General features: G+C 69.1%; 12 protein-coding genes. 8 read left to right on the forward strand and 4 right to left on the reverse strand.

Translation table 11 applies throughout. The annotated features are described in order from the left end of the window. Positions 1-42: 42 nt before the first annotated feature. The 3 genes from J7357_RS19985 to J7357_RS19995 all read right to left on the reverse strand — a co-directional run bounded on the left by J7357_RS19985 (position 43) and on the right by J7357_RS19995 (position 3,827). A complete protein-coding gene (locus tag J7357_RS19985) occupies positions 43-2,328 on the reverse strand; it encodes a methyl-accepting chemotaxis protein (RefSeq protein ID WP_209249198.1) in 2,286 nt (761 codons plus the stop codon). 120 nt (positions 2,329-2,448) lie between these two features. After that, positions 2,449-3,252 (reverse strand): YiiX/YebB-like N1pC/P60 family cysteine hydrolase, encoded by an 804-nt coding sequence (locus tag J7357_RS19990; RefSeq protein WP_209249200.1) that lies wholly within the window; start codon positions 3,250-3,252, stop codon positions 2,449-2,451. Between the two features lie 104 nt (positions 3,253-3,356). Next, complete coding sequence (locus J7357_RS19995) at positions 3,357-3,827, reverse strand: hypothetical protein (protein WP_244667686.1); 471 nt, start codon at positions 3,825-3,827, stop codon at positions 3,357-3,359. 384 nt (positions 3,828-4,211) lie between these two features. Between J7357_RS19995 and J7357_RS20000 the strand changes: the two genes are divergently transcribed. The 6 genes from J7357_RS20000 (at position 4,212) to J7357_RS20025 (ending at position 10,746) form a co-directional block, all read left to right on the forward strand. Continuing rightward, positions 4,212-5,066, forward strand: coding sequence for an IclR family transcriptional regulator (locus tag J7357_RS20000; RefSeq protein WP_209249202.1), 855 nt, complete (start codon positions 4,212-4,214; stop codon positions 5,064-5,066). A gap of 103 nt (positions 5,067-5,169) precedes the next feature. Continuing rightward, positions 5,170-6,588 (forward strand): MFS transporter, encoded by a 1,419-nt coding sequence (locus J7357_RS20005; protein WP_244667687.1) that lies wholly within the window; start codon positions 5,170-5,172, stop codon positions 6,586-6,588. A gap of 109 nt (positions 6,589-6,697) precedes the next feature. Continuing rightward, entirely contained in the window at positions 6,698-7,627 is a 930-nt protein-coding gene (locus tag J7357_RS20010; RefSeq protein ID WP_244667688.1) for a dihydrodipicolinate synthase family protein, read from the forward strand. 282 nt (positions 7,628-7,909) lie between these two features. Continuing rightward, positions 7,910-9,208 (forward strand): carbohydrate porin, encoded by a 1,299-nt coding sequence (locus J7357_RS20015; protein ID WP_209249206.1) that lies wholly within the window; start codon positions 7,910-7,912, stop codon positions 9,206-9,208. 117 nt (positions 9,209-9,325) lie between these two features. Further along, positions 9,326-10,306 (forward strand): MBL fold metallo-hydrolase, encoded by a 981-nt coding sequence (locus tag J7357_RS20020; protein ID WP_209249208.1) that lies wholly within the window; start codon positions 9,326-9,328, stop codon positions 10,304-10,306. Between the two features lie 200 nt (positions 10,307-10,506). After that, on the forward strand, positions 10,507-10,746 hold the full coding sequence (locus tag J7357_RS20025; RefSeq protein WP_209249210.1) for a DUF1653 domain-containing protein: 240 nt from the start codon (positions 10,507-10,509) through the stop codon (positions 10,744-10,746). Between the two features lie 43 nt (positions 10,747-10,789). Here the strand turns inward: J7357_RS20025 and J7357_RS20030 are convergent, their stop codons facing one another. After that, a complete protein-coding gene (locus J7357_RS20030) occupies positions 10,790-10,945 on the reverse strand; it encodes a hypothetical protein (RefSeq protein WP_017910105.1) in 156 nt (51 codons plus the stop codon). A gap of 411 nt (positions 10,946-11,356) precedes the next feature. Between J7357_RS20030 and J7357_RS20035 the strand changes: the two genes are divergently transcribed. Next, positions 11,357-11,950 (forward strand): TetR/AcrR family transcriptional regulator, encoded by a 594-nt coding sequence (locus J7357_RS20035; RefSeq protein WP_209249212.1) that lies wholly within the window; start codon positions 11,357-11,359, stop codon positions 11,948-11,950. Positions 11,951-11,990: 40 nt separating this feature from the next. Then, complete coding sequence (locus tag J7357_RS20040; RefSeq protein WP_209249215.1) at positions 11,991-12,602, forward strand: cytochrome b; 612 nt, start codon at positions 11,991-11,993, stop codon at positions 12,600-12,602. Positions 12,603-12,609 lie beyond the last annotated feature (7 nt).

Genomic DNA, 12,609 nt, shown 5'->3' on the forward strand with positions numbered 1-12,609 from the left:
CGGCCTGCAGCGCGACGGCCATCGCCGCCGCGCTGCACCAGCTCAGAACTCTTCCCACTCCGCGCTGTCCGCCGGCACGCCCTGGATCGCGCGCGGCTTGGCCGCCGGTTGCCGCACGGGCGCCGCGGGCTTGGGCTTGGCGGCGGCGGCAGGCACCGCACGCACCGCCGGCCTGGCCGGCTGCGGCCTTGCCGCGATCGCCGGCGCCGCGCTGACCGCGGCACCGCCGGCGAGGCGGAACACCGCCACCGCGCGCGCCAGCTCCGCCGCCTGGTCTTCCATGCTCTTGGCTGCCGCGCTGGCTTCTTCCACGAGTGCCGCGTTCTGCTGGGTGCCCTCGTCCAGCTGCATCACCGTCTTGCTGACCTGGTCGATGCCCGCGCTCTGCTCGGCGCTGGCCGCGGAAATCTCAGCCATGATATCGGTGACCCGCTTCACCGAGGCGACCACCTCGGTCATGGTGGTGCCGGCGCGGTTGACCAGGGTCGAGCCCTGTTCCACTTCCTGCACCGAATCGGAGATCAGGGTCTTGATCTCCTTGGCCGCGGCTGCCGAACGCTGCGCCAGCGAGCGCACTTCCGAGGCCACGACCGCGAAGCCGCGGCCCTGTTCGCCGGCGCGTGCCGCTTCCACCGCGGCGTTGAGCGCCAGGATGTTGGTCTGGAACGCGATGCCGTCGATCACGCCGATGATGTCGGCGATGCGCGCCGACGCAGCGCTGATCGAGGCCATGGTCGCCACCACTTCCTCCACCGCGCGACCGCCGTTCTCGGCCACCTCGCCGGTGCTCAGCACCAGCTGATTGGCCTGGCGGGCACTGTCGGCGTTCTGCTTGACCGTGGAGGTCAGTTCCTCCATCGAGGCGGCGGTCTCTTCCAGGCTGGCCGCCTGCTGTTCGGTGCGCACCGACAGGTCGCTGTTGCCGCTGGCGATCTCGCTGGCGGCGGTGTTGATCGAGCCGACCGCGCGCTGGATGCCCTGCACGATGCCGGTCAGTTGCTCGGCGGTGCGGTTGGCGGCGTCGGCGAGGGTGCCGAACGCGCCTTCGTAGCGCACGTCCACGCGTTGCGACAGGTCGCCATCGGCGATCGCGCCCATGATCCGGCCGACGTCGGCCAGGCCGCTGTCGGCCTGACGCATCAGCCGGTTCAGCGCCTCCACCATTTCCTTGAACGCGAACTCGTAGCGCGCCTCGTCGCCGCGGGCGCTGAAGTCGCCGCGCGCGGCCGCATCGGCCAGGCGCGCGATGTCGCCGTTGACCGCCGACAGGTTGGCCTTGACCACGTCCAGCGCCTCGTGCAGCGCGGCGCGCTGCCCCGGCAGACGGCGCATGTCGCGGCGCAGGTCGCCGCGGCCGTACTCGTCCATGATCGCCATCGCCTCGACGATGGCGTCCAGGTGCTCGAACAGCGCCGTGTTCATGCCGTGCGCCAGCGTGCCGTAGTCGCCCGGGAAGTCTTCCGGCATGCGATGGCTGATGTCCTCGCCCTGCTGCAGCCGCACCAGGGTCTGCATCTCCCCGTTGAAGCGCTGCAACTGGGTCTGCATCTGTTGCATGCTGGTCATCAACTGCCCGGTCTCGTCGCGCGACTCCACCTTGATCGGATTGTCGAAGCGACCGGAGGCGATCGCCTCGGCGGTCCGCGTGGCACCGCGCAACGGCGCGACGATGGCGCCGGCGATCAGCCAGCACAGGCCCACCACCAGCGCCACCAGCGCCGCGCCGATCACGGTGAGGATCCTGGTGAAGCCCATCGCCTCGGCCTGGATGTCTTCGGCGTACACGCCCATCACCAGCACCCAGTTCCATTGCGGGTACAGCGCGGCGTAGCTGATCTTCGGCAGTTGCTCTTTCTTGCCGGGCTTGGGCGCGGTGTAGTAGCTGAAGCCGTCGCCGCTGCGCACCGCGGTCTGGATATCGCGATAGACGTACTCGCCGGCGTCGCTCTTGTAGCCGCTCATGTCGGTGCCGACCGCGCGCTTGGGATGCATGACGATGCGCATCTGCGGGTCGACGATGAAGAAGTAGTCCACGCCGCCGTTGGTCTTCATGTCGGCGAGCGCACCCTTGGCCGCCGCCTGTGCCTGCGCCTGCGTCATCTCGCCGCGCTTGGCCAGGTCGGCGTAGTGCTGCATCACGCTCAGGCCCATGTCGACCTGCGTCTTCACGGTCTGCTTGCGCGCGTCGATCAGGTTGAGATATTGCAGGCGTGCCGCCGCAACCGCCAGCAGGATCACACCGAGCGCGATCAACGTACACAGCACGACGAACTTGCGTGCCATGGGCAGGTTGGCGATATGGCGACGAAGGAACTGGATGGGATTCATGGTGTCAGGAAAAACCCTAAAAACGGACTCTGGTATCGGCCCACCTGCATCCGAACTTGAACCGCAGCGGGTGGCGCAAGATGAACGCACACCACAGTTCTGCGCTGGAGACGCTTTCAGTCAGGCCATCGCCGCATCGAGCGGCGTTGGCTCTGCGCGCGGCACGGCGACGTGCGGCTCCCACACCAGGCGATGGAAATCGAAACCGTGCTGCAAGCGCGGCTTGACCACGTTGAAGTACGGCGAGACGTCGAAATCGCGCGGCAGGGTCAGGCTGTGATGGCGCGGATGCAGGACTTCCGCGTCCTCCGCCGCATCGGCATCCGCCGGCGGCGCCTGGTCGATCTCCGGCAGGATCGGATAGCGGATCGCGCCGAACGCCTGCGCCAGCAGCGTCGAGCAGATCGCCCGGGTCGGCTCGCCGCTGCCCAGCTCCAGGAAGCGGCGCTTCACCGACGATGGCAGCGGCGGCGTGCGGATCAGGTAGCGCGCCAGGTCGAAGATGTTCTTCAGGTCGTAGCTGTTGCCGACCCGCGAGACCATGTACTCCACCACGGTCTCGATCTCCTGCGCGCTCAACCCGACCGGGCGGCAGATGCGCGTATGCAGGCCGGCGAACTCGCTCAACCCCACCAGGCGCACGCCGACATTGATGTCGACATCGCAGAACAGCAGCGCTTCCTCGCCGGGAACCGCGGCCACGTGGTCGCCGATGTACAGCGCGGCATGCGACCAGGTGGACTGGCTCAGGTACTTGATGGCGGTGGAGAAGCGGCTGTTGCCCTCGACCAGCAGCACGTCGCCCTTGCGCAGCGTGGCGCGCAACAGCTGCGGCGGGCTGGTCGGCAGCTGCGAGCCGTGGCGGCGCGGCTTGGACAGGAACTTGGCCAGGTGGCGACCCAGCAGGCGTGGCAAGGACAGCATGCGCGTTCCCCGAGCGACGGCCGTTCCGGCGAAACGGCTTCTCTATCCGCAATGGCGGCCATGCGCGGGATTTCTTGAATGGCGCGGCAGCGCCAGCGCAACGCTCACGGTTGCCGCAGGATCGACAGTTCCACGAACTGCGCGCTGCTGGAACGCAGGTAGACCGCATAGCGGCCACGGCCCGGCGCCTGCACCAGGAGGCGGTCTCCCGGGGCCGGCTGGAGCTTGTCGACCGTGGCCGCACCCAGCGGCGCGATACGCAGCCGCACCTTGGCGTCATCCTGCGCTGGCGTGAGATTGGCGACGGTCAGCGCACCGTCGAAGAGCGTGCGGCTCTCGCCCGGCAGCAGCGTCATGATCGCCGGCGACGCGGCCGCCTCCGACTTGCAGGCCGCAGCCTGCGCCTCGGCCAATTGCCGCTGCAGCGGCTTGACCTCCACGTACTGCACGAAGCCGTAGGTCGCGCCGATCACCACCAGCACCGCCGACACCTCGGCGGCGGTGCGCTTGAACGAGAGTCCTTGCCACCATGTCTGCGCCGGCGGGGGCGGCGTCTGTCGGGTCGTTCGAGCCATGCATCACGGTATCGGCGCGATCGTCTGGATGTCTGCCAGCAGGGCTGACATCGCCGCGCAGGGCCACGTTCGTCTACCTGGCGATACAGACGTGGCCGCGCCTCGGGACGACGGCAGCGCTGCACACCTGCCACGACCTGGCGCCGCGCCCGTGCAACCACTGCTGTCTCTGCCCTCGGCGCCTTCGCAGCACCGGCGTTGCGTCGGGCAGTACGCATCGCTCGCGCGGCATGTTGCGCCGCAACTTGACGCATCGAGCGCCCAGGCGGAGTCTTGGCACGAAGTTTCGAAATAATTTTCGCAATCCGAAATTCACTTGTCAAGCGACAGTATCGGGCGGGTCGAGCAAGCTGGCGATTCCCCCGGGTCTTCCAGGAACTGCAGATGATCAAGACGATTTCCCAGCGCGCGGCCAGCGCCGCGCCCGACGACGGCGACGCCGCCGGGGACAAGAAGCTGCGCAGTACCGTGCAGTCGCTGGCCAAGGGCTTTCGCGTGCTCGAGGCGTTCTCGTCCGAGCACGAGGAACTGTCGCTGAGCCAGATCGCCGCCCTGGCCCGGCTCGATCCCGGCACCACCTTCCGCATGCTCAACACCCTGGTCGAGCTGGGCTACGTGCATCGCGTGCCGGAGAGCCGCCGCTTCCGCCTGACCCTGAAGGTGCTCGACCTCGGCTTCCACGCCATCGCCCGCCGCGACCTGCGCAGCGTGGTGCGGCCGTTGCTGCGCACGCTGGTCAGCGACGTCAACGAGGCGGCCAGCTTCGCGGTCCTGCAAGGCCCCGACGTGCTCTACATCGAACGCGTCCGCGCCGGCATCACCCGCCTCGGCGTGGACATCCGCATCGGTACCACGGTGCCCAGCACCCGCACCGCGATCGGCCTGGCGATGCTGGCGCACCTGGCGCCGGCGGAAGTGACGCGGGTGACCGGGGTCGACGTGGATGGTCCGCAGACCCCTGAGATCGCCACGATGCGGCGCACCTTCGACTGCATCCGCCGCGACCGCTACGTGATCCTGGAGTCGATGCTGACCGAAGGCCTGCGCGTACTGGCGGTGCCGGTGCTGGATGCGGACGACTATCCGCTCGGCGCGATCAGTGTCGCCGCGCCGTCGGTGCGCACCAGCCATGCCGAACTGCTCGACACCGCCCTGCAGCCCACGTTGCTGGCCGCCAAGGACATCGCCTTCGCGATCCAGGCCAGCGGGAGCGTTGCCGTGACCGCGCCCAGCACCTGATCCGCCCGGGCGCCGCCCGGCTCTCCCTGTCCGTCTCGCCTCGTGGACGCTTCGGCGCCCGCGCCAGGCTCCCCTTGTCCTGCGAAAGGCAGCCACGATGCTCATGTCCACCCCTGCCCCTGCCCCTGCCCCTGCCACCACCGCCAACGCCACCGCCCGCGCGCCGTCCATCGCCGAGGCGCAGGCGGAGATCGGCGCACGCCTCGAACGGCTGCCGATCACCCGCAAAGTGTGGTGGGCGCGCAACATCGTCGGCGCCGCGACGTTCTTCGACGGCTACACGGTGATCGCCATCGCCTACGCGATGCCGGTGCTGACCAAGGAGTGGCAGCTGTCACCGGCGCAGATCGGCGCGATCCTCTCGGCCGGCTACCTGGGCCAGCTGCTCGGCTCGGTGTTCTTCGGCTGGCTGGCCGAGCGCATCGGCCGCCTGCACGTGCTGCTGTTCACCATCCTGCTGTTCGTGTCGATGGACGTGGCCTGCCTGTTCGCCGGCAGCGCCGCGGCGATGATCGCGTTCCGCTTCGTCCAGGGCATCGGCACCGGCGGCGAGGTGCCGGTGGCCAGCGCCTACATCAACGAACTGATCGGTTCGAAGAAGCGCGGCCGCTTCTTCCTGCTGTACGAGGTGATGTTCCTGCTCGGCCTGGTCGCCGCCGGCGGCATCGGCTATTTCCTGGTGCCGGCCTATGGCTGGAAGGCGATGTTCATGGTCGGGCTGATCCCGGCGGCGATCATGATTCCGCTGCGCTTCTTCATGTTCGAATCGCCGCGCTGGCTGGCGTCCAAGGGACGCTACGCCAAGGCCGACGCGATCGTGGCCGAACTCGAGTGCAGCGCCGAGCGCCAGCATGGCCCGTTGCCGGCGCCAGCCTTCGACCGCAGCGCGCTGCCCAAGGCGCAGCGCTCGGACTGGCGCGAGCTGTTCGGCAGCGTCTATCGCAAGCGCACGCTGGTGATCTGGAGCCTGTGGTTCTGCTCCTACCTGGTGGCCAACGGCATCATCACCTGGCTGCCGACGCTGTACCGCACGCATTTCGGGCTGTCGCTGCAGCAGAGCATCGCCTATGGCTTCTTCACCTCGCTGGCCGGCGTCGCCGCCGCGGTGGCCTGCGCGCTGTCGATCGACAAGGTCGGACGCAAGCGCTGGTATGGGCTGGCGTTCGTGGCCGGCGGCGTGCCGCTGCTGGCGCTGGCGGCGCTCGGCGGCACCTCGGCGCCGCAGGTGCTGGTGTTCGCGGCGCTGGGCTACGCCGCGGTGCAGACCATCACCTTCTCGCTGTACCTGTACTCGGCCGAGCTCTACCCCACCCGCATCCGCGCCATCGGCACCGGACTGGGCAGCGCCTGGCTGCGCCTGGGTTCGGCCTGCGGGCCGCTGCTGGTCGGCGCGGTGATCGCCGGACTCGGCATCCGCTACGTGTTCGCGGCCTTCGCCGCCGTGCTGCTGGCCGGCGCCGTCGTGACCTGGCGCTTCGCCCTGGAAACCAAGGGCAAATCGCTGGAGCAGCTGTCTCCCTGAGCGCAGCGCCGGCACTGCCGCCGGCGCATCGCACAACACCTCCGCACCACCCCCGTCGGACCCCGCGTTCGATTCCATCCCCCGTTGATCCGAAGAAGAGGAAATCCGTATGAGCACCATCGACCTGAAAGGCCTGGTCCCCGCCCCGGTCACCCCGTTCACCCGCGACGGCGCCGTCGACTATCCCGCGATCAAGCGCATCGGCGCCTGGCTCGGCGGTATCGAAGGCGTCAAGGGCCTGACCGTGCTCGGCCACGCCGGCGAAGGCACCTTCCTGGAGCGCGACGAACAGGCCAAGGTGATCACCGCGTTCCGCGACGCCGTCGACGGCCGCATCCCGATCATCGCCGGCATCACCCTGGAAGGCACGCGCGTCGCCGCCGACGAAGCCAAGCGCGCGGTCGCCGCCGGCGCCTCCGCCGGCCTGATCTATCCGTCGCACGGCTGGTTGCGCTTCGGCTACCAGAAGGGCGCGCCGCAGGACCGCTACAAGGCCATCCACGAGGCCAGCGGGCTGCCGATGATCCTGTTCCAGTACCCGGACGCGACCAAGGCCACCTACGACCTGGAGACGCTGCTGGAGATCGCCGCACTGCCGGGCGTGGTCGCGATGAAGAACGGCGTGCGCAACATGAAGCGCTGGGACACCGAGATCCCGGTGTTCCGCAAGGAGCGCCCGAACGTGCCGGTGCTGACCTGCCACGACGAGTATCTGCTGCACACCATGTTCGACGTGGATGGCGCGCTGGTGGGCTATGGCTGCATCGCCCCGGAGCCGCTGCTGGAAATGATCGCCGCCGGCAAGGCCAAGGACTACGCCAAGGCGCGCGCGCTGCACGACCGCCTGCTGCCGGTGACCAAGAGCGTCTATCACCGCGGCTCGCACATGGAAGGCTCGGTGGCGCTGAAGTGGGCGCTGGTCGCGCGCGGCCTGCTCGACCACGCCACGGTGCGTTCGCCGTTGCTGCCGCTGGCCGAGGGCGCCGACAAGGAGATCGCCGCGGCGATGGCCGCCGCCGGCCTCGGCAAGGTGGGCTGACCCGCACGGGTTGCCTCCAGCTCGATGGGCCGCGCAGTTGCGCGGCCCATCCGCTGCGGCGATGGCGTGCGCCTCGGCGCCGCGCAACGCGTTCCGGTCTGTCCTCGCGTTTCTTTGCCGGTCCCCCCACAGGTCTGCACACAGGCGTGCCCGTCGCCGACGGACGCGACGCCGCGCTGCGGCTCCACGACCGGAAGGTGTCTTCCCTTCGCGCACTGCCGCGTCGCCGCGCACCCACCGCGCACGTCCGGCGAGTGCTTCGTCTCGTCCGTGGAGCGTCCCATGTCCCGTTCTCTTTCCTGCGTCTCGTTGCTGGCGGCCGCCGCCGCCCTGCCGGCCACCGCCATTGCCGCCGACACCGCGCAATGGGCGGACGACCACGGCATCGCGCCGCGCCTGGTCTGGTCCAACGACTATGCGCGCAACGTCGACGGCGGCCTGTCGCGCGGCGACCGCAATGCCGGTGGCGTGGTCGCCGGTGCCGACCTGGATCTGCAGCGGCTGTTCGGCATTCCCGGCGCCACGCTGCACGCCACCGGTGCCTGGTACTACGGCGACAGCCTGTCGCAGCGGCAGATCGGCAACGGCGTCAAGGTGCAGGGCTACTGGTATCCGCAGCAGCAGGCGCAACTGGCGCAACTGAGCTGGGAACAGACCTTCGCCGACGGGCGCTGGCAACTGGTCGCCGGGCGCATGAACACCACTTGGCAATTCGCGCGCAGCCGCTACGGCTGCCGCTTCGTCAGCGCCTCGGACTGCCCGTTCCAGCTGAGCCAGGCCGATGGCGGCTTCGTCGGCTTTCCCTACGTGAACTGGAGCGCGAAGCTGCGCTACAAGCCCGAGGCCACCTATGTCTCGGTGGGCGCGTTCGAACTGAACCCGCAGCGCAAGAACAACCACGGCCTGGACTGGAGCACCGCCGACAGCAGCGGCGTGCTGGGCACGCTCGAGGTCGGCTACGAACCCGATCCCGCACTGGGCAAGGGTGCGCCGCGCTACCTCGCCGGCCTCTGGTACAACTCGGCCGACTACAGCGACCTGCGCTACAACCAGGCCGGCGGCTTGCGCGGGCTGGTCGGCGGCCCCGCGCGCCTGTACGACGGCGGGCGCTGGGGCGCCTACGCGCTCGGCGAACGCGCGCTGTACCGGCCGCAGGGCATGGCGAGCAAGCGCATGCTGGTCGCCTTCGGCAACATCGCCGCACCGTTCGACAAGCACCAGGTCTACGACCTGCAGGTCACCGCCGGCCTGTACTACAGCGGCCCGTTCGCGGCGCGGACCGGCGACGGCATGGGCGCAATCGCGCACTACTACCGCTTCAGTGCGGACCAGCAGGGCTACATGAACGACGTGCTGCGCAAGCGCGGCGCCGCCGCGGACATCGCACGCAACGAACTCATGTTCGAACTCAACTACAGCTACCGCATCGCGCAGACGCCGCTGTTCCTGGTGCCGAACGTGCAGTACATCGTCCATCCCGACATCCTGGGCAACCCCGCGGCGCGCCGTGCGCCCGACGATGCGCTAGTGATCGGCTTGCGGGTGATGCTCAACATGGGTGGGCTGGGCACGCCGAAGTGAAGCCACGCGTGGCACCGGCCGGGACCGGTACCGAGGCAGCCGAGGCAGGCGCGCACGCACGCTTGCGCTGCTGGCGGGTAACCTTGCCTCCCCTTGCGTCATCCGGATCGCGCCTCAATGGCCAACCCCTACTACCGCGGCCCCGTCAGCGACCATTTCGATGGCGTGCGCTTCTTCAACCCCGGCCAGCCCACCATCGACAACGCGCTGGGCAAGGTCCTGCGCTGGAAGGCCGCCATGGGCGCGGTGCGCTGGCCCGCGCAGGTCGCGGTGACGCCGGCCGTGCCTGCGCCGCGGCACGACGGCCTGCGCATCACCATGGTCGGCCACGCCACGTTGCTCATCCAGGCCGGCGGCCTCAACCTGCTCACCGACCCGGTGTGGTCGCAGCGGGCCAGTCCTTCGCAGATCGCCGGCCCCAAGCGGGTGACGGAGCCGGGCATCCGCTTCGCGGATCTGCCGCCCATCGATGCGGTATTGCTGAGCCACAACCACTACGACCACTTCGACCTGGCGACCCTGCGCAAGCTGCACGATGCGCACCAGCCGCTGTTCGTGATGCCGCTGGGCAACGACGTCCTGCTGCGCAAACGCGTGCCCGATGCGCGCATCGCCACCGGCGACTGGCACGACCGGCTGCCGATCGGCGACGGCGCGACGGCGACGCTGACCCGCGCCAACCATTGGTCCAGCCGCGGTATCGCCGACCGCAGGATGGCGCTGTGGTCCGGCTTCTTCATCGAGACCCCGCGGGGATCGGTGTGGTTCGCGGGAGACACCGGCTATGGCGATGGCGCCATCTTCCGCGAGATCCGCGACCGTCACGGCGCGCCCGATGTGGCGCTGATCCCGATCGGCGCCTACGCGCCGCGCTGGTTCATGGCGCCACAGCACATCGACCCCACCGAAGCGGTGCGGATCTTCCGCGACACCGGCGCGCGGCGCGCACTCGGCATCCACTGGGGTACCTTCCAACTCACCGACGAAGGCCGTGATGAGCCGCGCGAAGCGCTGTCCGCCGCACTGCACCTGGCCGGCATCGCCGCAGCGGACTTCGTCGCGGCCGAGCCCGGGCACGCGTTCGACTTCGCCGATTAGGCGTCATCACGCGCGCTGAAGTGAAGCGTGCGGGCGACGAGGGACGGTACCTCTTGAAGCCGGTTGCCTGAGATTCCCCTAGGACGCGTTCCGTCGTGACGCCGCGGAACCGTCGCGGCTCACGCAATTCGCCCCTGCGACGCCGCAAGCGCGCAGGCACAGCCGGCTACACTCGCGCTCCCGCCCAACAGGACACCGTCATGCGCGACCTCAGCCCGCTACCTTCCATCGCCCTCGGTCGCTACCGCCACTTCAAGGGCGGCGAATACCAGGTGCTGGGCGTGGTCCGCAGCAGCGAGACGCTGGAACCGCTGGTGCTGTACCGGCCGCTCTACGGCGAAGGCGAGTTGTGGGTACGGCCGTATCCGATGTTCGTCGAGCAGGTGGAGGTCGACGGCGTGTCGCGCCCGCGCTTCGCGCCAATGGACGCCGCCTCCTGAGCGGCGCGGGCTCACTGGCGCCCACCACGCCGCGGACGATGCGCTAACGTTTGGCCGCGCTATCCACGTCGCTCTTGGTGGCGGCGTGATCCTGCGCCGGACGGTTGCGGTTCTTCTTGGCGCGCGTCACCAGATACAGCATCGCGGCGATGAGCAGGACGAACAGTCCGGCGACCCAGGGCATCAGCGTGGTGTCCATTCGACACTCCAATTCGGTTGCGCAGTGGTCACAAGACCATAGACGCAGTGAAGACCTTGGGTAGTGCGTACGCGACGTCTACACCACGCGCATCGCGTGCGCACGACAACCGGATGCGCCGGTCGATCCTGACCGGTCCGATCGGCGCCCCTTGCTGCAGCCTTCGCGGCACCCCCGGCAGCACCCCATCGCACGCACACGCCAGGGCGTATGCGCTGTCGTGACTGCACGCCTCTCGGCGGCATTTGCGGTGAAGAGGCAACGCCACCCGCGCCGCACGCCTTGAAGGTGCAACGGGGTGCCAGCGGCGAGCTTCCAGAGCGCCCGCCCATCCATCACAAACCGAACCAATGCATTGACATACGCCGTGTACGCAAATAACGTACACCTCGTATGTGAATGAGATCCCCAATGCACCAGCGCCGCAGCCGCCGCGAGATGATCGAGACCACCCGCGCCAGCCTGCTGGCCGCGGCCCGGCAGGCGTTCGCCACACACGGCTTCGCGCATACTTCGATGGACGTGTTGACCGCCGAAGCCGGCCTCACCCGTGGTGCGCTGTATCACCACTTCGGCAGCAAGGACGGCCTGCTCATTGCGGTCATCGAGCAGATCGAGGCCGAAGTCGGCCTGCGCCTGCAGGCGGTGTCCGATGCCGCGCCGACGCCGTGGGACGGCTTCCGCCGCCGCTGCCGCACCTACCTGGAACTGGCGCTGGAACCGGAGATCCGCCGGATCATCCTGCAGGACGCGCGCGCGGTGTTCGGCGACGTGCCGCCTGCGGCGCAGTCGGTAGGCATCGCCGCGCTGCAGGACGCGCTGGACGCGTTGATCGCCGCCGGCACGGTGGCGCCACTGCATGCCGGGGTGATGGCACGCATGCTCTACGGCGCGATCACCGAGGCGGCGTTCTGGATCGCCGAGCCGGACGCCGACCTGCATGCGCGCCTGGCCGACGCGCTCCACGCACTGGACCGGCTGCTCGACAGCCTGCGCACCCGCTGAGCGCGCAACGCCCTACCTCGCCCCGTACCGGACCACGCACATGCACTGGCGCAACACCGCGCAGCGCTTCGGCGCCCTCGCCAAGCTGTTTCACTGGACCACCGCGGCCGCCTTCATCGGCGCGTATGCGGTGGTGTATTACGTCATCTGGTTCATGGACGACAGCTCCGACGCCTCGCTGCCGGTGCTCAACATCCACTGGGTGCTGGGCCTGCTGGTGGGATTGCTGGTGCTGCCGCGGCTGCTGTGGCGCTGGCTGGACGTGCAACCGGACGATCCGCCGGGCTCCGCGCTGGAGCACCGCCTCGCGCACCTGGCGCATTGGGGCCTGTATGCGCTGCTGATCGTGATGCCGTTGACCGGCTACATCGGCACCGGTGCGCCGACCGATGTCGGGCTGTTCCGCATTCCCGGCTTCAACGAAACGGCGCTGTTCGCCTGGATCAGCCGCACCTGGCACCTCAGCTGGGAGACGTTCGAAGCGCCGATCGACGTGGTCCACCACTTCATCGGCAAGTGGATCGCGTGGGCGGTGGTGTTGCTGCACGTGGCCGCCGCGCTGTTCCATCATTGGGTACGGCGCGACGGTGTCCTGACCCGCATGTTGCCGGGGCATGCGGCGCGCGTGCGCGGCGACGCGCCGTCCACTTGAAGCGACG

It is taken from the genome of Xanthomonas sp. D-109 (genome assembly GCF_017746095.1).
Lineage (GTDB): Bacteria > Pseudomonadota > Gammaproteobacteria > Xanthomonadales > Xanthomonadaceae > Xanthomonas_A > Xanthomonas_A sacchari.

Bases quoted from the DNA above. Each gene is read 5' to 3' on its own strand.
- J7357_RS20035 (WP_209249212.1), top strand. From the start codon at position 11,357: ATGCACCAGCGCCGCAGCCGCCGCGAGATGATCGAGACCACCCGCGCC.
- J7357_RS20005 (WP_244667687.1), top strand. From the start codon at position 5,170: ATGTCCACCCCTGCCCCTGCCCCTGCCCCTGCCACCACCGCCAACGCC.
- J7357_RS19985 (WP_209249198.1), bottom strand. From the start codon at position 2,328: ATGAATCCCATCCAGTTCCTTCGTCGCCATATCGCCAACCTGCCCATG.
- J7357_RS20010 (WP_244667688.1), top strand. From the start codon at position 6,698: ATGAGCACCATCGACCTGAAAGGCCTGGTCCCCGCCCCGGTCACCCCG.
- J7357_RS20030 (WP_017910105.1), bottom strand. From the start codon at position 10,945: ATGGACACCACGCTGATGCCCTGGGTCGCCGGACTGTTCGTCCTGCTC.
- J7357_RS20020 (WP_209249208.1), top strand. From the start codon at position 9,326: ATGGCCAACCCCTACTACCGCGGCCCCGTCAGCGACCATTTCGATGGC.
- J7357_RS19995 (WP_244667686.1), bottom strand. From the start codon at position 3,827: ATGGCTCGAACGACCCGACAGACGCCGCCCCCGCCGGCGCAGACATGG.
- J7357_RS19990 (WP_209249200.1), bottom strand. From the start codon at position 3,252: ATGCTGTCCTTGCCACGCCTGCTGGGTCGCCACCTGGCCAAGTTCCTG.
- J7357_RS20000 (WP_209249202.1), top strand. From the start codon at position 4,212: ATGATCAAGACGATTTCCCAGCGCGCGGCCAGCGCCGCGCCCGACGAC.
- J7357_RS20025 (WP_209249210.1), top strand. From the start codon at position 10,507: ATGCGCGACCTCAGCCCGCTACCTTCCATCGCCCTCGGTCGCTACCGC.
- J7357_RS20015 (WP_209249206.1), top strand. From the start codon at position 7,910: ATGTCCCGTTCTCTTTCCTGCGTCTCGTTGCTGGCGGCCGCCGCCGCC.
- J7357_RS20040 (WP_209249215.1), top strand. From the start codon at position 11,991: ATGCACTGGCGCAACACCGCGCAGCGCTTCGGCGCCCTCGCCAAGCTG.